Here is an 18548-nt window from a genome sequence, read left to right on the forward strand (position 1 = left end):
GCCGGGCGTCGAGTCAGGCGACCAGCGTCCCGGCGGCGGTCCAGGTGTTGCATCGTGCGGGGGACGGCTTCGTGAATCCCCGCTTCACCCAGTACACGATGCCGCGGCCCGTGCCGTGCCATCGCTCCCCCGTGGACCTCATGTCGTCTCCGGTACCGCGTATGGCGTCGAGGAATTTCCGCCAATCACGCGTAGGACGGTGGAGGGACTTCCAGACGCTCCCCAGGAATGCGCCCGCCAGGCATCGGGCCTGGAGGTTGTAACGGCGCAGGTGCTCCGACTCCTGCTCGGACTCGCCGCTGCCCGTCAGGCGGTCGGCGGCTTTGCCGATACCGGACAGGGCCTGCCCACCCGACAGGTGCCTGGGCCACCCAACTGGCGGTTTTCGAGCGGCACAGGCCGTCGCGAGCGCGCCGCCTGCTCGGAGAAGACCACTACTCGTCCGCCTTCTCGTCGTCGTAGTCGTCATAGTCGTAGTCGTCGTACTCGATCAGCTGCTCAAGCTGCTCCCGCGTCTCCGCGAGCTCCGCCAACACCTCCTCGGACGGGCTGCGCTCGGCCAGCCCCTCCAGTTCGGTGAGCACTGCCCGCATCTCGGCGATGCCCGGCTGTTCCGACTCCCGATGCTCTTCCGAATCCGGCTCTCCCATCCAGCGCAGCAACCAGGCCGCTGACCGAAGACACCGTACGCGCGGGGTGAGCTGGCCGAGCTCGGTCCACAGCAGCGCCGCCCGCTGATAGGCGGCCATTGCCTCCACGGTCTGTCCGGAATACTGCAGTGCCTGAGCGGCGGACCAGGCCAGCTCGGCGTACATGACCCGTTCATCCGAATTGTCCTGGACCAGCTCCGCACCTTTGAGAAACTGCTCGGCGGCCTCGCGGTGGCGACCTAGCTCGCGCAGCGATGCTCCGTACTGTTTCCGGGTCATCGCGATGACCGGCGCATCGTAAGGGATCTCCACCCTCGGCATTACGTCCTCGAACAGTGCCACTGCCTCGGCATGCCGCTCGAGATTGTGATAGGCGCGCGCCGCCGTGAACGTGGTGTGCAGGGTGTCGGGTTCGGACAGGCCGTCCCAGCGGGCCGCCGCAGACAGCGCAGCGCCGACTAGGTCGCGTTCACGGCCGGGCTGCCGGGAGATGGCCTCGACGAGCAGGGAGCTCAGCTGGGCGGCCTGGTCGTGCGGGAGAAGGTCGCCACCGTACGCGACTGCCTTCGAGGCGAAATCTTCGGCCGCCTTCGGATCGTCGTCCCGGAGGGCGAGCTCACCGAGTAGGGCGGCGGGATCCGCGGCGCGCCACGGCTGCCCGGCTTCGACATAATCCGTCACGGCCGCCTTCAGATGAGCACGCGCCCCATCCGCGTCGCCGAGCGCGAAGAAGATCCGGGCCAGCAGGTCGTGATACATGGCCGTGCGCTCGGTCACCGCGAGCTCTTCCGCCACGGCGAGTTCGGCCTCCACCAGCGCACGAGTTGCCCTGAGCTCGGCCTCAGCCGGGTTCTCCCGCTGCCCCAGCGCCGCCATCGCGATGAGGGGACCGGCTCTTCGCACGGTCAGGTATTCGCCCGAGGTGAGCTCCCCGGCCGCGTACGCGCTCCCGGCCTGCGCCGTGACGCTCTCCGCCAACGCCTCGCCTCCGGTCCGGTCCCCGGTCTGAAAGCGCGCCAGAGCCGCGGCAGCGCGGGCTGCCAGAGCCTTGGCCGTGTCGGCGAGCCCTGAAAATCTGTCGGCAACCGCTAGCAGCGCGTCGTAGGCCGCGCCGGGGTCCGAGTTGAGCTGGGCGATCGCTCTGCTGTGCTCGACTTCCGCGGCAACGGTCTCGGGAAGCGGTCCCGCACTGGCCGCGACCCGTTCCCACGCTCCGTCGGCGTGGGGATGACGAGTCTCGGACAGGCGCCGCGCTTCTACGACCAAGTCGTCGAGCGTCGCATCGGTGCGCTTCGGCGGGGCCGGTACGGTATGGCCGGCCGGCTGCGGCAGCGTCGCCGGGATGCCCAGCGGCAGCCGGTTCACCAACGGCTCCTGGGCGAGGCGCTTGGCAACGCGCTCGCTGAAGACGGTGCTACCGTTGCGTGCGTCGTACCGGGCGCACAGCTCACCGATCTCCTGTTCCAGCCTGGCGAGAGTCGTCCCAAGAGTCCGGTCGCCGATCAGGATGCCGCCGTAGCCCAGCATGGCCAGGCGGCGGAGCAGCACGATGACGCCACTCACGAAGCCGACCCGCTGCGAGACTTCTTCGTGCTCTTCCGTGAGCCAGGACGCGTGCTCGTTCAACAATTCCAGGCCACGCGCCTCATTGCCGGTCAGGGCGCAGAACTCGATGTGATGACCGACCGACTCGCGCAGGCTGACATTGTGGCGGACCAGCGAGTATCCCCTGAGGAAGGCGCTGCGAGCGTCCTCGGTTCGCCCGGTGCGCAGCAGGGGAAGCAGCGCCTTGGCCAGAACCCGGTGCGGCTCCTCCGCACATGACCGCTCGCCGCTGATCACCGGTGCCCAGAAGTCCAACGCCCCCGCATCGTCACCTGCTCTGGCGCGCCACGTGCCCCAGTCATTGCGCTCGCAGGCGTCGCAGTCGGCCATCTCGTCGCGTGGAGCTGAGATCGACGACTCCATCGCCGCCGCAGCCGCCTCCTGGTCCCCGAGGTTCTGCGCCAGCAGTGCGCGCAGGCCGAGCACCGGGCGCGGGCTGAATCCGCGCTGGCGATAGCGGTTCTGCAGCTCGTCGAGCCAGCGGTATGTGGTCGCCAGCGGCACGGCCGGGTTGCAGACGAGGCTGTAGCTCATCCACTTGAGCGTCCAGTGGATGGTATGGCTGAGCGGGCCCACCTCGGCTGGGAAGTCGTCGTGGATCCGCAGGAGCCGTCCGAACACGACCGGCATGCGGTCACGTTCGGCGCTGTATTCGTAGGCCCTGATGAGGGTGAGCAGCACCTCGGCTTCCAGCGACCGGTCCTCGACCGCCTTGGCCGCGGTGGCGAGCAGTTCCAGGCGTTCGGCTTTCTGGCGTCCGTTCGGCAGCGCGTAGATCTGACCCAGCGCGGCCTGGATCTCGGCGACGTTCATGCCTTCCCATTCCCTTCAGCGGATCCGGTCACGTTCTGGGAGGCCCAGCCGAGCAGTTCGTCGAAGGCACGGTTGAGCAGTGCGGTGTCGACCGACCGCAGGGGACGATGCGTCATCAGCAGCGACTGGCCGTACAGCGCCTCGATGGCGGTGACGAGCAACGCGCGGTCGCGGATCGTCGCGAGCCGGCGGACCACCGGGCTACGGTGGTTGAGGACGAGTTGGGCGCGAGGTTCCGTGGACTTGAGGGCGCCCAGAATCTCGGCCCACAGGTCGTCCGCGTCGGCGGCGATCTCCGCGCGGGTCTGTTCGTTGCGTACCGCGCGGGAGTCCAGATGCAGAGCGGACACCGAGGCCGGAAAGAACGCGCGAAGGATCACATCGCAGCCCAGCGGATCAAGCGTGGATCGTGCCGTCGCCATGAACCCGGCCAGGGCCAGCTCGTCCGCACCGTCAACCGGGTCGAGCGAAGCGGTGACCACGTCCGAACCGAGTTTCTCGACCACCACCCCCGGCATGACACCAGGGAGCAGGGCGACCAGTTCGCTGTCGTAGGTGTAACCCCCGTTGATGACCCCGACGCCCTGGGCGGACGCGATCGTCGCGATCTGCCGGAACTCCTCGACGGTGGGCGTGATCCGGACCACAGGGTGTTTCCTGGCGAACTCGGCCAACGTGACCCGACCGTCGGTCGTCTCCCACATAAGGTACGGCAGCATGATCCGGAACAATTCGGCGTCATGCCTGGCCATCGCCTTCACCCCGAGGCTGTGCACAGAAAGGAACGCGGCCAGGCGCTGCGGCTCCTGTGCGGCCAGTCCGGTGAGCCAGTCCCGCAGCCGGACGCCCAGCGCCTCGCGGACCGCGACAAGCGTCTCGTCTTCGTACAGACCTTCGCGTGAGGCGGTTGGGCGTAGCGTGTCCGTATCGATCACGCAGCGGACGAAGAACGCCCATTCCGGGAGCAGGCCGGTGGTCGCGTCGTTGAGCAGCATGCCCTTCAGGTAGACGCGGTGGCGGCTCCTGTCGGCCGGATTCGCCGCCTGCGGCAATACGTAGGCTGCGCCCCTGATCCCGGCAAGCTCCACGTCGAGTTCGACGACATCGAGCGCGGTGAAGCCGAGCACTCGCTCGCCGTACTCGATCAGCGCGGCCCGGCGTGCGGCGGCCGAATCGTAGGCGCGGTTCCATACCGGCGGGCTGTCCGTGGTCCGGATCGTCCGCCCGTTCGTGTCGACCGTCACCTCGTATGGCAGTAACGAACCGAAGTCGCGGGCGAGCTCGATGACCAGGTCCGGGGCGAACCACCGCTCGGCCCCGGCTCGTGGCGTCAGGTAAACGGTCGTCCCGGAAACGGCGCGCTCATGCGGCGCAAGCCGCCGGACCGAGTACGTCCCGTCGGACGTGGCCAGCCATTCAACGCCCGGTGCCTCCGAGGCAGTGGCAGAACGGGTGAGCACCCGGATCTGCTCGGCGACGGTGAAGCAGGCGAGGAGGCCGATGCCGAACTGGCCGAGGAACTCCTGGCGAGCCCCTTCCAGGTCATCGCGCTTGGACGAACGGCCGATGGTCGCGAGGAAACGATGGACGTCCGCCTCGGTCAAGCCGATGCCCGGGTCATCGATCCGCAGCCCCGCCTCGTCCAGACTGATCCGGATGGCGGTGGGTGCCGTCGGTTCTACCCGCTGCCGCGCTGTCACCGCGTCGACCGCGTTCTGCAGCAGCTCTCTCAGATAGACGCGTGGGCTGGAGTAAAGGTGGTGCGACAGGAGATCGACGAGCCCTCGCATGTCAACCTGGAAGGAGTGGGCGTTTCCTGTCGTGTCGTCCAACATGCGGAAGATCGTAGCGTCCTGCCATGTCGTTCCGGGCGATCAATCCGCCTGGAGGCGTGGGTATGGTCCCCGGCACTCCCTGGTCCCCACCCGAAGGCAGGCTGAGTAACGACGCCGCAGGCTTCGCTTCACGCTACGGCCGCACTGTCGCTCCCCCTGTTACAGGGCCTTTGACGCTGGGCTTCAACCCCGCCCGTTTCCAGACGAAACCGCCAGCCTGCTTGCGGAACGATGTTCCCGCAAGCCGCGATCTGGCCTGGTGGAAAGAGGCCAATGACCCTTCTCAAGGCCGATAGCGCTCCGACGCGCTGCTCGATCAGGCTCGAGCGGGGCCACCAGACGCGGCATGGGCTTGAGATCGTGGCGCCATACTCGCGGTTAACTGACAGCCGGGCTGACCTGGTGATCTTCTGCGGCAGGCCCCAGCATCGGGTACGGCGTCGGCTGTGCGGGTCGGGACCGATGGTGTGCGGTGTCGGCCGTCGCCCGATCGGGCGGGGGAAGCCATCCTGGGGACGCCAGAAGTTGCGGACGTACTTCTCCGAGCGGCCGGCCTTGGCCACCCAGTCCGCCAGAGTGACGCCCTCGATGTCGCTGTTCATCGAGACTCGCCGTCTGACTGCCTGATCACACTCTGCTACTGACATTAGTGTCGCGGCTCGCTGACGTTCTCCTGACACTCAACAGCTTGCCTGGTCGGCTCATGTCGACCAGGACGACAAGCTCCGCGACTGCGGCGAATCCTGGCCTGGTCGTGCTGTTGTCACTGAGCGGCCTCCCAGGCCGTCCACAACCCGGCGTACACACCACCGGCGTCAACCAGCTCTCCGTGGGTGCCGGTCTCGATGATCCGGCCGTGCTCCATCACCATGATCCGGTCGCAGGTCGCCGCTTGGGAGAGACGGTGCGCGACTACGACCGCGGTGCGCCCGGCGAGGACGGCATCAGCAGCGCGGTCGAGCTGTCCGGCGTAGGTGGAGCCGGCCTCGGCGGTCGCTTCGTCGAGGATCACCAGATCGGCGTCGGTGAGCAGCAGGCGGGCGAGGGCGAGTTGCTGCGCCTGCGCGTCGGTGAGCGGGTGTCCGCCGACGCCCAGCAGGGTGTCCAACCGGTCGGGGAGAACATCGAGGATCGATGCGGCGCCGGTGGCTTCCAGCGCCGCATGGAGGTCGCGGTCGGTGGCCCCGGGGGCGGCGAGGGTGAGGTTGTCGCGCAGGGTGCCCGCGAAGACGTGGACCTCCTGGGTGATCATCGCGGTACGGCTGGGGCGAGTCACCTTCCCTGCCTCGGGTAGGTGGGTGCCGGCGACCACGCCGGCGAGCGTGGTCTTGCCTGCCCCGGACACGCCGACGACGGCCACGCGCTGACCGGACGGGATGTCGAGGGTGATGTCGTCGAGCACCCGTGGCCCCTCGCCGTAACGGAACGAGACCTCGTCGAGCTGTACGGCGGTGCTCGCGGCCCGCGCTGGGACATCCGACGCGCTGAACGGAATCGTGACGACCCCGATCATGCGGCTCACCGATGCGAGGGCGGACTGGAGGGTGTCGATGACCAGCAGCAGCTGGTTGACCGGTCCGAGCAGGCGTAGCACGAGCAGCATGGCGGTGGTGGCGCCGCCGACGGTCGATGCGTTGTGGTCGATGAGGACGAAACCGACGACGAGTACGGCGGCCAGGCTCAGGCACTCCCCGAGGTTGAGCCGGGCATTGAGCATGCTCAGCACGGTGCGTGCGCGTAGCGACTGCCCCGCGACGCGCCAGGAGTCCGTCATCACCGCCCGGTGCCGTCGCTCGGCGAGCCCGAAGCCGAGCACGGTGGCGTAGCCGCGCTGGGACTCGAGGATCTGCTGGGCACGCGCGCTCATCGCCGTGCGCTCGGTGCGGTAGACCCCTGGTCCGATGCGCAGGTACCACCGCACGGCCAGCACGTAGACCGGCAGCACGACGGCGAAGGCGGCCGCGTAGGGCCATTCCAGTGCCGCGAGCCCGCCCAGCGACACGACGATGGTGAAGGCGGTGACGGTGAGCACCGGGATCACGGCGGGGGCGGCGTCGGCGACCGCGGTGACGTCGTCACTGGATCGCGAGATCAGGTCTCCGGTGCCGGCGCGCTCGACGAGGTGCTGTGGGAGCGTCATCGCGTGGCCCACGAGCTGCTCGCGCAGCGCGGCGAGGATGGCGTGGTAGACGCGGGTGGCCAGCACGATCGTCAGCGCGGTGCCCGCAGCACCGAGGACTGCCGAGAGCGCCATGACGACCGTGACCGTCAGCACGGTGGCGAGGTCCGCGGTGCCGGCCTGCACGCGGTCGACGAGGAATCCGATCGCCCCGGGAACGATCAGGTCGACGCCGGTGCTGACGATCCCCAGCACCCCGGTCGCGGCGAGCCGGAGCCGGTACCCGTGGCTGAGCCGCCACACCTCCCTGACCGTCTCGCGGCCGCTCGCGACCGGCAGCCCGGGCAGCCCGGCATCGGAAGCCGCGGTCTCGGGCACGGCGGAGGCGCCGCTCACCGCGCCGTCCTTGAGGGCGCGGGTACGTCGTCAGGCAGCTCGACGACGCGGTCGCAGGCAGCGAGCAGCGCCGGGGTCGAGGCGATCAGCAGCGTCGAGCGGCCTGCCCGGACACCGTAAAGCCGGCCTGCGATCGTGTGCTCGGTGACCGAGTCGACCGCGGTGGTCGGGTCGTGCAGCACGAGCACCGGCGCGTCGCTCGCCAGGGCGCGGGCGAGCGCGACCCGCTGGCGCTGACCGCCCGAGAGCCGGTTGCCGCCCTCGCCGACCGGGACGTCGAGGTCGGCCGCGAAGTCGTCGCAGGCGGCGGCTCGCACCGCGGCGTCCACCCGCTCGGGCGCGCCCGCGATCACGGCGACGTTGTCGCGGAGGGTGCCGCTGAACAGCGTGGCGCGGTGCGGCGCGACGGTGACCCGGGAGCGGTACTCGACCGGGGACAGCTCCCGCGCCGCGATCCCGTCCAGCCGCGCCTCGACCCCTCCCTCGGCCCGCGGGTCCAGCAGCGCCTCGACGAGACGGGCGGCGGTCCGGTCGCCGGCGCGCACGCCCACGAGCTCGCCGGGCTCGACCCGGATCGTCACGCCGGGGCCGGAGACGCTCGGCACGACCACGTCCAGCTCCGGCAGCGCGGTGACCTCCCGCCGGGTCGCGTCATCGGGCCCGGCCGTCGACGTGGCGTTGTCCCGCAGCACGTCGAGGACACGCGCGGACGAGGCGCGGGCGCCGGCGAGGTTGGGGATGGACGTGCTCGCGATCGCCTGGATCTGCGGCAGCAGCGCCTGGGCGAGGCCGACGGCGGTGATCAGCCCGCCGATGCTGAGCTGTCCGTCCACGGCGAACCAGCCAGCCAGCCCCATCACCGCGGCGACGAACGTGCCGCTGACCACGCCCGAGCCCACCAGGAACCTCCCCAGCAGGCCCGCGTTGCGCCTGGCGCCGACAAGGGTCTCCTGGCTTGCCTGCCGGTACCGGCTGGTCGCCTCGGCCTCGGCACGCATCCCCTTGATCACCCGGTAGCCGGCGACCAGGTCCGTGGCCTGTCCGACCGTGGAGGCCAGCAGCTCCTGGTACTCGCGGGTGTCCCGGGAGAGCCGCTCGCTGAGCACGCCCATCGACCAGACCGCGACAGGCGCCCCGAACAGCACCACGAGTCCGAGCAGCCAGTGCGTCGCCAGCAGCGATGCCGCGATGAATCCGATGGCCGTGATCCTCGAGACCGGGATGATCGTCAGGATCACCGCGTTGGACAGGCGCGCGACGTCGTTCGTCATCACCGAGACCACGCTGCCGTCCGGCGCACGGGCGGTGCCGCCGACCGGGTGCAGCACAGCCGTGGAGAGGGTGCCGCGGAGTCGGTGCTGCAGTACCTGCACCGCAAAGGCGGTCAGCCGCAGCGAGAGCCTCGCCGCCGACGTCAGCGCGGCGTAGAGGGCCACCAGCACGCCGAGCCACAGGACCAGCTGTCCCGCATCCCCGGTCGCCAGGGCCCGGTCGATCGCGAGTCCCATCACCACCGGGACCGCGGACTCGCCCACCTGCCACACGATCGCCAGTAGCATCGCGGGAACGCTGGCCCGCCGCACCGAGAAGATCACGCGCAGCAGGAACCGGCCCGGGGTGATCCCCGGCCCGGACTCGAACGGCCGAGCCCCGACCGGCTCGGCGGGAGCAAGCAGGAGCACCGGCAGCCAGCGGGTCAGCGGTCCTCGCCCCAGTCCTGCGGTGTCGGCGCCCGAGAAACGCGAGGAGTTCCTCACGCCTGGCTCCGGTCCCTGCTCCTGAGCGGGAAGCACCAGAGCAGGGCATCGGCGAAGATTCCTCGCCACCATGCGTAGTCGTGTCCGCCGGCGAACTCTCTGTAGAGGGTGTCGTAGCCCTTCCCGGTGAGCACGTGGTCCAGCCAGCGACTGTGGGTGTTGGAGCTCTCCAGCTCACCAACGTCGTGGAAGATGCGGATCGGTGCCGTCTCCGCGGCCAGGTAGTCGGCGATCAGTGTCGGTACGGGAGTGCGGCGCAGCAGCTCACCTGACCCGGTGCCCCACGTGAGGTCAGGGTGGTACCCGCACGACGGGGACTGGAGGATGGCGTTGCCGAACGTCGCCGGGTGGTGGAGCGCTGTCCAGCCGGCGCACAGACCGCCGAAGCTCTCGCCGGCCAGCGCAACGTCACCGGGGTCCCGCGAGAGCGGATACCGGTGGTGGAGCCACGGCAGCAGTTCCTGGACCAGCATCTGGGAGAACGCCGGGTTGCAGAGCAGCTCCTTGTCGCGCCGCGGCGCGGGCTGACCGACGAGGACCACCACGCAGGGCCGGACCAGTCCCGCCCGGACCAGGGCGTCACGAACGCTCGGCGCGCTGTGGTCCGGCGTACCGTCCAGGTGGATCACGAAGGGCAGTGCGCTCTCGTCCGAGAACTCCCCCGGGGGCATCGAGACCCAGATGCGGCGCTCGTCTCCCAGGAACTCGCTCGCCAGCACGGCGTTTTCCACTGCCGGGGTTGGCCGCGCTTCGGCCTGATCGAGCCAGGGCAACGGCACCGCGTCGGGCAGCACCGCCACCGAGGCCCCGGAGAACCGCTCCACCGAGCACTCCGAGAACCTCGGTGGCGGGTTGAACGGGTCCGGAACCCGTTCGCCCTCACCCGTCGGCCCACGTCGTGCGAACACGTACGAGAAGCGCAGGTCGGAACGCATCCGCAGGGTGAGAACGCGGAACGGCGTCCCCGCCACCGAGGCGAACTCCGTGTCGATCGGGTTGAAGCCGATTCTGGGGCCGATCACCACCGAGAGGGTGACCGTCGTGTCGTCTCCGGGCTCGTCGACGAACGTCACCTCCACCTCGTCCGCGGAAACCCGCTCGACAAGCGGTGCACCCGTCTCCTCGAGATGTCGTCTGAACCTTTCCGGGCTCCACTCATCGGTCGACAGCTTCTCGACAAACGGATCAGCCATTTCTCGCGCTCTCCACGTCGGTGTTGTCAGCGGACCTCTGTCGGGTTCGTTCGCGGCCGAGCGGCACCACCTGCGGGCTGCCGGCCACCGGGTCGGGCAGCACCAGGCAGCGCAGACCGAACACCTCCTCGACCAGTTCGGCCGTGACGACCTCCTCCGGAGTGCCCTCGGCCACCACGGCGCCGTCCTTCATGGCGATCAGGTGGGTGCCGTAGCGGGCAGCGTGGTTCAGGTCGTGCAGTACGGCGACCAGGGTGTGGCCGACGTGGTGCAGGTCGGTGAACAGCTCCATCAGCTCGATCTGGTGGGTGATGTCGAGGAAGGTGGTCGGTTCATCGAGCAGCATGATGCCGGTGTGCTGCGCGAGCGCCATCGCCACCCACACGCGCTGGCGCTGCCCGCCCGACAGCTCGTCCACCAGGCGCCCGGACAGGTCGGTGACCGAGGTCTGGTGCATCGCCCTGAGCACGGCCTGCTCGTCGTCCTCGGTCCACTGCCGGATGAACCCCTGGTGGGGGTACCGTCCCCGGGCCACCAGGTCGGCGACGGTGATCCCGTCCGGGGCGATCGAGGTCTGCGGCAGCAGTCCGACCCGCCGCGCCACCTCTTTGGTCTTGTAGGAGTTGATGTCGGCGCCGTCGAGGACGACCTGCCCGGCCGACAGCTTCAGCAGCCGGGACAGGCCGCGCAGCAGGGTGGACTTGCCGCACGCGTTCGGGCCGACGATGACCGTGAACGACTCGTCGGGGATCGCCACCGAGAGATGCTCGGAGATGATCCGCTTGTCGTAGCCGATCGTCGCCGACTCCACACGGAGGCGCGCGGTGTCAGGCGGGGTCGCGCTCATAGGCGTCTCCTGGCTTCGGTGAACAGCAGGTATCCGAGGTAGCCGCCGCCGAGCACGACGGTGATGATGCCGACCGGCAGCGGGGTGGGAGCGACGTGCTGGGCGAGGTAGTCCGACGCCAGGCACAGCAGCGCGCCGACGAAGGCGGCGGGGGCGAGGGTGATCCCGGCGGTGCGGGCGAGCCGGCGTGCGATCTGCGGGGTGACCAGGGAGATGAACGCGATCGGCCCCGACGCGGCCGTGACCGTCGCCGTCAGCGCCACTCCCACCAGGATCAGGCCGAGGCGTGCGGGCCAGACCCGTACCCCTTGCGAGGCGGCCGCGTCGTCACCCAGCTCCATCTGCCGCATCGGCCGGCTCAACATCCCGGCCAGCAGCAGGAGTACGGCGATGCAGGCGCCGCCGATGACGACCTGGTCCCAGGACACGCCGTTGAGTGACCCGGCGCCCCACGCGGCCGCGGACATCGCCTGGTCCAGGTCGGCCATGAGGATCAGCCAGGTGTTGAGCGACCCGAGCATCGCCGAGACGCCGATGCCGACGATGATCAGCCGGAACCCCTGCGCCCCTCGCCGGTAGGCGAGCACGTACACGGCCACGGCGGTGGCCATCCCGCCCAGCAACGCCCCGCCGACCAGCTGCACGTAGGTGCCGTTGACGACCAGGATCACGATCAGCGCGCCGGTGTAGGAGCCGTGGGAGAACCCGATGATGCCGGGGTCGGCGAGAGGGTTGCGCAACAGTGACTGGAAGACCGCCCCGCTCACCCCCAGAGCCGCGCCGAACACCAGCGCCGCGGCCACCCGGGGCAGCCGCCACTCGACGACGATGTCGTGGACGATGCCGGTCTCCCGGCCGGTCAGCGCGGAGAGCACCTGCCCGGGACTCAGCGGGTACGAGCCGGTCATCAGCGCGAGCACCGCCGTACCGGCGACCGCGACCGCGAGCACCGCGCAGACGACGACCGAGCGCCACTGGAGCCGTACCGCGATCCGCCGGCGCCGCAGCACCAGCACCCGCCGCCCGAAGTCCACTTGGGGAATGCGCGTGCTCACAGTCCGCTCGCCTTCTTCCGCCGCACCAGCGCGACGAGAACGGGACCGCCGACGAAGGCGGTGACGACACCCACGGGGATCTCGGCGGGCCGCATCACGACCCGCCCGAGGATGTCGGAGACCAGCAGCAGGCTCGGGGCGAGGAGGATGCTGTAAGCGAAGATCCAGCGTTGGTGCGGGCCGACGATCCAGCGGGCCACGTGCGGCACCATGAGTCCGACGAATCCGATGGGTCCGGCGATCGCGGTGGCGCCACCGGCAAGGAGAGTGAGTGCGATCACCGCGAGCACACGGGTGCGTACCACCCGGACCCCTTGGGCGACCGCCAGCTCGTCACCCAGAGCCAGAGCGTTGAGCGGGCCCGACACCGCGAAGGCCAGGATGAGTGCCACCGCGAAGTACGGCAGGATCGGCCACACGACCTCGAGTGGGCGACCCACGATCGACCCGGCGTTCCAGTACCGCATCGCGTCGAAGGCGTCCGGGTTGGTCAGCTGGAGCGCCTCTCTGGCGCCGCCGAGCACGGCGCCGACGCAGACCCCGGCGAGCACCATGACCACCGGCGAGGAGCCCTGCCGTGTCGACCCGAGGGCGAGCACCAGGAGCGTGACGATCAGTGCCCCCCCGAACGCGAACCACATGTAGCCCTGGGCGTCGCGGACGCCGAGCAAGCCCACGGCGGCCGTCACCGCGAAGGACGCACCGGCGTGGACGCCGAGGACACCCGGATCGGCCAGGGGATTGCGGGTGAGCGACTGGATCAACGCGCCGGACAAACCGAGGGCGACGCCGACGACCAGACCCGCGATCGTGCGCGGCAGCCGGAAGTCGCGGATGGCGAACTGGTCGATGTCGGCCGAGGAGTGGAACAGCGCGTCCCACACCACTGACGGCGCGATCGCCGTCGACCCGATCATGACACTCAGCACCAGCAGGACCACCAGCACCACCAGCGCGACGACCAGGCCGAACAGACGACGACGCGGTCCGGGCGCCGTCTCGGTGCCCGGACCGTCCTGCCGCAGAGCGAGGGCTGTCACTTCTCGGCTGGGAGGGTCGCCAGCGCGCTGTCGAGCGAGTCCAGGTACCGGATGACGGGCCCGTAGGAGTTGTTGCCGGGGCAGAAGACTCCCAGCGCGCGACCGGAGCTCACGGCAGGCAGCGCCTTCCAGGTGTTGGTCTCGACCACCGGCACGAAGGGCTCTGTCGGCTGGCCCTCGGCGTCGACGGGGTAGGTGATCACGTCGTACTTGGACAGCTCACCGATCTGCTCGAACGGCAAGGACTCGTAGGCCAAGGGGTCCTTGCCCTCGGCCGCCTCGGGGAGGTCCAGGCCGACGTCGTCCCGGGCAATCTCGGAGCAACCGATGTCCGCGATGTAGAACGTTCCGGGATCGCTCCAGTCTCCGCGGGAGACGTCGACGAACGAGGTGCCGTCGATGATCTTGCCGTAGGCCGCCTGAATCTTGGCGACCTTTTCCTTGAACTCCGCCTTCTGCCGGCTGAGCGCATCCGCGACGTTGCCGGCCTCCGCGATCGCGTCGGCGAAGGCCTTCCACTCGGTGTCGAGCCCCCAGAACACGGTCGGGGCGATCGCCTCGAGTCGCTTGCCGACCTTGTCCCAGTCACTTGAGTGGAACTGGACCAGGATGAGGTCCGGCTTGAGGCCGGCGAGCTTCTCGAGGTCTACCTCACCACCGCTGCTGCCGACAATCTCGGCCGCCTCGTACACAGTTCTCTGTCCCTCCGGCAGCACGTCGAGGTCGGAGGCAGACACCTCGGTGACGCCCACTGGCTCGCCACCCAGATCGATGAAGGGGAGGTTCGTGTTGCCGATCGTGACGATCCGCTGGGGGTCGACGGGAACCTCGATGGTGCCGTTCTCGGCCTTCACACTGCGGGTCTCGGCGGCCTTGACGCTGCGGGTCTCCGCGGCCTTGACGCCGGTGTCGTCGCCGTCACCGCCACAGGCGGTGAGGGCGAGCGACGCGCTCATCAGCGCGGCGGCAAGGGCTGCGCCGCGCCTCATCAAGGGGGTGTTGCTCATGGGGTGTTCTCTTCTTTCTCTTCTTCTCGGGGTGGAGAGGTTCAGCCGGCGGTGGAGCGGAGGAGTTCGTGGACGGTGGCGCCCAGGCCGACGGTCTGCGCCGACCTGCGCGTGAGGCCGGCCCGGGCGATGACGGCGTCCAGCTCCGCCGCGGTGCGAAGGCCGGAGCCGTGGCATACCAGGCCGATCAGGTCTTCCTCGCCGTCGTGCTCGTCGAGGTCGTCAATGTCGAAGACCTCCTCGATCAGCAGCACTCGGCCGCCGGGGGCGAGGTTCTCGGCTGCCCGGCGTAGTGCGTGAGCGGCGTCGGCGTCGGGCAGGGTCTTGAAGGCGCGGCTGATGAGCACGGCGTCGGCTGCTGGGCTGGGCTCGAAGACGGACTGCTCCAGCACGCTGACCCGCGTGCGTTGCCGCTCGTCGGGAATCGTGGCGGGCAGGTCGCGGCGTAGCCAGTCGGCCTGGGCGGGCAGGGCGCAGATCGTCACGCGCAGGCTTTCGTGGGCTGCGACGTACTCACGGGCGTGGGCGCCGGCACCACCGGAGTGGATCACCAGGTGCTGGACTCCGGCGAGCAGGTCGGACGTGGCGATCGGTTCGGCCAGTGCGGGCTGGAACTTCGCCAGGCGCTCCAGGTGACGGTCCTCGTAGTCCTGCTCGGCTCGCACGTCGGCAAAGGTCTGGCCGGTGACCGAGGCGTAGGCGGGCCGGCCGGTGCGGACCGACTCCGTGAGGCCGTGGATCCCGAGCATCTCGCGACCGACCACCCCAGCGGAGTGGAGCCGGTCGGCGATGAACTCGAGAGTGAGGACGTCACCGATCGGCGTCAGGGCGTAGTGACACGGTTCTGTCTCGGTCACCACGTCCAGGGCGTGCAGGTAACGCAGCAGCTTGCCCAGAGCGCGCTCGTCGGCGCCGGCCTTGGCGGCCAGTTCGGTCACACTGGTCACGCCGCGGGAGATCAGATCGGGAACGCCCAGCTCGACGGCGGTACGGATCGCGATCGGCGCGACAAGCTCGGTCAGGTCGTGGAGCTTCTGGAACGGGGTGACCGTCCGCTCCGGGTCGGGCACCGCCCCGTCGGTCTCCAGGACGACGACCTCGGAGCGACGCCAGTAGCCGGCGAAGTCGATGTCCTCCTTGGGCACGCCACGGTCCTCGACCAGGTGCCGGCGGATGTCCCGTACGGCCGTGTGCTCGCCGGCCAGCCACGCGAACGCCTGGCCCGACCACCACTCCGCACCGCGGACGGCCTCGGTGAGCGGCGACACGGTCCCGGCAGTTACGCCGCGGCGGACCAGCCACGTCACGTCCACCCCGGGCAGCTCGCGCAGCTCCTGGCGGTGGGCGTCCTCGGCGATCTCGATGAACACCTGCGCCCGGGCGTCGGGCGGGAGCTCGTCGAGCAGGCGGCCGATCGCGGGGAGCGCGGTGTCGTCGCCTGCCACGAGCAACCAGTCGGCGCCGGCCGGGAACGCCTTGGACGTGCTCGGGCCGCTGAGGTGGATCCGGTCACCCGGCTGGGCGCGATAGGCCCACGTCGTTCCCGCGCCCACCCCGTGCTTGACGAAGTCCACGTCCAGCTCGCCGGCCTCGGGGTCCCACCGGCGAACCGTGTAGGCCCTCGACAGCGGTCGAGGGTTCCTGGGCACGATCAACTTGGCCTCACCCTGGACCGGGAGCACCGGATCGCGCTGACCTGGGTACGGGAAGTAGATCCCGAGGTCGTCGTCGAAGCCCGAGGACTCGAAGGCTGGCCGCGCGAAGCCGTCCGCAGTGGTGAAGGTACGCAACTGTTCGCCGCTCAGCGTGACCCGCCGCATCCCCGGGGTGATGTCGACAGTCCGGACCACCTCGACCTCACGCAGGGTCGGCGGGTGCACGGTGAGCCGGCGCGAGGTCTTGGGCATGCGGGAACCGAACTTTCCGGTCGTTTCGAGGGCAGGAGCCGCACGCCTGCATCGGGAGGGCGCGCACAGGTAAGGTTAGGTTAACCTTACCTGCAATGGTGTGCGCAGACTGCCGTATGGTTAGGACGTGGTGGTGCCCTCGTCGTTCGCCGCGGGCGCCGGCGACCCGCCGCCGATTCCGGGCGCGCGGTTGCGTTCGGCAGACGCGCCCGTTCGACCGCTGCTGCTCTGGGTTCGCACTGGCGCGGCGCACGTGCGCCTCGACGGCGGGCCGGTGCTCCACCTCAAGGCCGGCGAAGGCGCCTGGATTCCCGCAGACGGCTGGGCAGAGCGGGCGATCACCACTGAGCCAGGCACTGTCGCCTTCCCGCTGTGGCCCCACGCCAGCGTCGGCGCTTGGGGGTTGTCGGAACTGACGCGGTTCGACGTTCCCAGTGGCTGGCAGGACTGGTTGATCCAGCTCTTCAACCTGCAGGTCACTCCGTTCAGCGGGCGCGGATACTCCCCCGAGGTGATCGAGGAACTCCTTCGGCGTCCTGGCTCGCGCTCGCCGGCGCCCGTCGAGGTCGGGCGAAATTCGAGTTCAGAGGGATTCGCCTCGCCGGCGATGCCACGAGCCCGCGGCGCCAGAGCAGTCGCCGAGGAACTGATTCGCGACCCCGCGCTTGACCTCACGGTCGAGCAATGGGCGTCGCGGGTGCTCTCCAGCGCGCGCACTCTTCGCCGTGACTTCCTCGCCGACACCGGGCTCACGTTCGAGCGGTGGCGGCTGCTCTGCCGACTCGGCGCCGCCGTGAAGTTCCTCGCCGCCGGTTACGACATGGACCAGGTGGCCGCTCGAGTGGGCTTCGCCAGCCGCAACGGCCTCACGCGGGCCTTCAAGGGACGGTTCGGACTGACCCCCCACGAGTTCGGACGGGAGCTCTCCGCCCGACCCGGCGCCGGTGGGCTGACGCAACGGGCAGCGGCGGCGCGGCAGACCGGCGACCTGATCCGGATGATGCGCAAGATGGACGCTCCCGCTGCGCCTGAGATGCTGCCCGCGGCCAGCACGCCGTCGCATACCAACGACATCCACGTCCTCAGCTGGATGTATCGAGGCAGCGGGTACCTGGACATCGGCGACCAGCGCTACGAGCGGGAGCGAGGGGTAGCGACCTGGATCCCCGCAGGAATGGAGCATGTCACCGGCCTCCGCGAGAACTCCGTCTCCCTGCCGCTGGGCAACGCGAGCACCGGCGACCTCCAACTGACAGTGCCGCTGCAGGTGCGGTTCTCGCCTGCGTGGGACGACTACTTGATGTTCTGCTCGATCAGTGCCCGGTCCGGACTGCGTCCCGACGACCACAACCCCCACCGCATCCTCGACCTGTTCGCGGAACAGGTCGCCGCGCAGCGAGCGCTGTCGGTGCCGATGCCCACCAATCCGCGCGCGCGTGCTGTCGCGATGGAGTGCTTGCGCCGTATCGGCGAGCCTGGCGGGACACATGATCTTGATGTCCGCGCTGAGATCCACCGTGCCTTCCGCGACGAGACAGGTATGACACTGGGTCGCTGGCGCTATGCCGCCCGCATGCGCATCGCTCGCGACCTGCTCGCCGGGGGTGCCCCGCCCAGCGCCGTCGCGCGCCGGGTCGGGTACGCCCACCTACCCACGTTCAGCGCCGCCTTCTCCCGCTTCCACGGACTGTCTCCGCGCGACTACCAGCAGCGCGAGTCTGAGCGGAACCAGTAGCTGCGGGGCCCGAGGATCCCATGTCGCGGCGCCGGCGCGAGACCGCCTCGCCGGGATCCTGTGCGACGAGATCACACATGGTGTCGCAGTCGTTCTCAGAAATCAGAGGAACACACCGAGGACGTGTTCATCTCTTTCCGACGACGTCTACTCGTCGGCGATCCGGGCGGCTGTCTCGACGAGGCGGTTGGCGTAACCCCACTCGTTGTCGTACCAGCCGAAGACTTCACCAGCGTCCCGTCCACCTGTGTCAGCGGAGCGTCGACGACCGGGACTCGCAGGGCGATGCCGTCGAGCCTGCCCCTGAGCTCGGGCAGGACCTCACCGACCATGCGGGCGGCGCCGGTCGTGGTGGGGACGATGTTCACGGCGGCCGAACGGGCCCGGCGGGGGTCCTTGTGCGGCCCGTCGCGCAGCCGCTGGTCGCCCGTGTACGCGTTCTCGTCGTGATTCCTCTCTACGGTCTCCGCGCCGATCGTCCGGCGACGCCCGCGCTCGCCCATAGGGGCGAAGGGCCGCGTCCGCGGAACTTCCGGCCTGTATCGCTGAGAGGACCTTGATCCCGTCGATCGGGGACCTCCGATTGATG

General features: G+C 69.7%; 12 protein-coding genes and 1 pseudogene. 1 reads left to right on the top strand and 12 read right to left on the bottom strand.

The window, feature by feature from the left end:
- Positions 1–13: 13 nt before the first annotated feature.
- The 11 genes from Aph01nite_RS09190 to Aph01nite_RS09240 form a co-directional block, all read right to left on the bottom strand.
- The gene (locus Aph01nite_RS09190) at positions 14–469 is read right to left on the bottom strand and encodes a neutral zinc metallopeptidase (RefSeq protein ID WP_204040355.1); all 456 of its coding nucleotides are present in this window, start codon (positions 467–469) and stop codon (positions 14–16) included.
- Positions 435–3068, bottom strand: coding sequence for a tetratricopeptide repeat protein (locus tag Aph01nite_RS09195; protein WP_204040356.1), 2634 nt, complete (start codon positions 3066–3068; stop codon positions 435–437). The genes Aph01nite_RS09190 and Aph01nite_RS09195 overlap by 35 nt, the downstream gene beginning before the upstream one ends.
- Positions 3065–4903 (bottom strand): HSP90 family protein, encoded by a 1839-nt coding sequence (locus tag Aph01nite_RS09200; RefSeq protein WP_204040357.1) that lies wholly within the window; start codon positions 4901–4903, stop codon positions 3065–3067. The genes Aph01nite_RS09195 and Aph01nite_RS09200 overlap by 4 nt, the downstream gene beginning before the upstream one ends.
- A gap of 763 nt (positions 4904–5666) precedes the next feature.
- Positions 5667–7418, bottom strand: coding sequence for an ABC transporter ATP-binding protein (locus tag Aph01nite_RS09205; protein ID WP_204040358.1), 1752 nt, complete (start codon positions 7416–7418; stop codon positions 5667–5669).
- A complete protein-coding gene (locus Aph01nite_RS09210; RefSeq protein ID WP_204040359.1) occupies positions 7415–9175 on the bottom strand; it encodes an ABC transporter transmembrane domain-containing protein in 1761 nt (586 codons plus the stop codon). Before Aph01nite_RS09210 ends, Aph01nite_RS09205 begins: the two co-directional genes overlap by 4 nt.
- A complete protein-coding gene (locus Aph01nite_RS09215; RefSeq protein WP_204040360.1) occupies positions 9172–10248 on the bottom strand; it encodes an alpha/beta hydrolase in 1077 nt (358 codons plus the stop codon). Before Aph01nite_RS09215 ends, Aph01nite_RS09210 begins: the two co-directional genes overlap by 4 nt.
- Positions 10249–10360: 112 nt before the next feature.
- A complete protein-coding gene (locus Aph01nite_RS09220) occupies positions 10361–11215 on the bottom strand; it encodes an ABC transporter ATP-binding protein (protein WP_204040361.1) in 855 nt (284 codons plus the stop codon).
- The gene (locus tag Aph01nite_RS09225) at positions 11212–12270 is read right to left on the bottom strand and encodes a FecCD family ABC transporter permease (RefSeq protein ID WP_204040362.1); all 1059 of its coding nucleotides are present in this window, start codon (positions 12268–12270) and stop codon (positions 11212–11214) included. The genes Aph01nite_RS09220 and Aph01nite_RS09225 overlap by 4 nt, the downstream gene beginning before the upstream one ends.
- On the bottom strand, positions 12267–13310 hold the full coding sequence (locus Aph01nite_RS09230; RefSeq protein ID WP_239161518.1) for a FecCD family ABC transporter permease: 1044 nt from the start codon (positions 13308–13310) through the stop codon (positions 12267–12269). The genes Aph01nite_RS09225 and Aph01nite_RS09230 overlap by 4 nt, the downstream gene beginning before the upstream one ends.
- Complete coding sequence (locus Aph01nite_RS09235; protein ID WP_204040363.1) at positions 13307–14317, bottom strand: ABC transporter substrate-binding protein; 1011 nt, start codon at positions 14315–14317, stop codon at positions 13307–13309. The genes Aph01nite_RS09230 and Aph01nite_RS09235 overlap by 4 nt, the downstream gene beginning before the upstream one ends.
- Positions 14318–14358: 41 nt before the next feature.
- Positions 14359–16224: a siderophore-interacting protein gene (locus Aph01nite_RS09240; RefSeq protein WP_204040364.1), complete on the bottom strand. Its 1866-nt coding sequence runs from the start codon at positions 16222–16224 to the stop codon at positions 14359–14361.
- A gap of 127 nt (positions 16225–16351) precedes the next feature.
- On the opposite strand from Aph01nite_RS09240, the gene Aph01nite_RS09245 reads away from it, so the two are divergent.
- Complete coding sequence (locus tag Aph01nite_RS09245) at positions 16352–17959, top strand: AraC family transcriptional regulator (protein ID WP_204040365.1); 1608 nt, start codon at positions 16352–16354, stop codon at positions 17957–17959.
- A 147-nt stretch (positions 17960–18106) separates the two neighbouring features.
- Here the strand turns inward: Aph01nite_RS09245 and Aph01nite_RS09250 are convergent.
- Positions 18107–18399, bottom strand: a pseudogene (locus tag Aph01nite_RS09250) (type I glyceraldehyde-3-phosphate dehydrogenase); the annotation flags it as partial.
- Positions 18400–18548: the final 149 nt, after the last annotated feature.

Source organism: Acrocarpospora phusangensis (assembly GCF_016862995.1).
Classification (GTDB): domain Bacteria; phylum Actinomycetota; class Actinomycetes; order Streptosporangiales; family Streptosporangiaceae; genus Acrocarpospora; species Acrocarpospora phusangensis.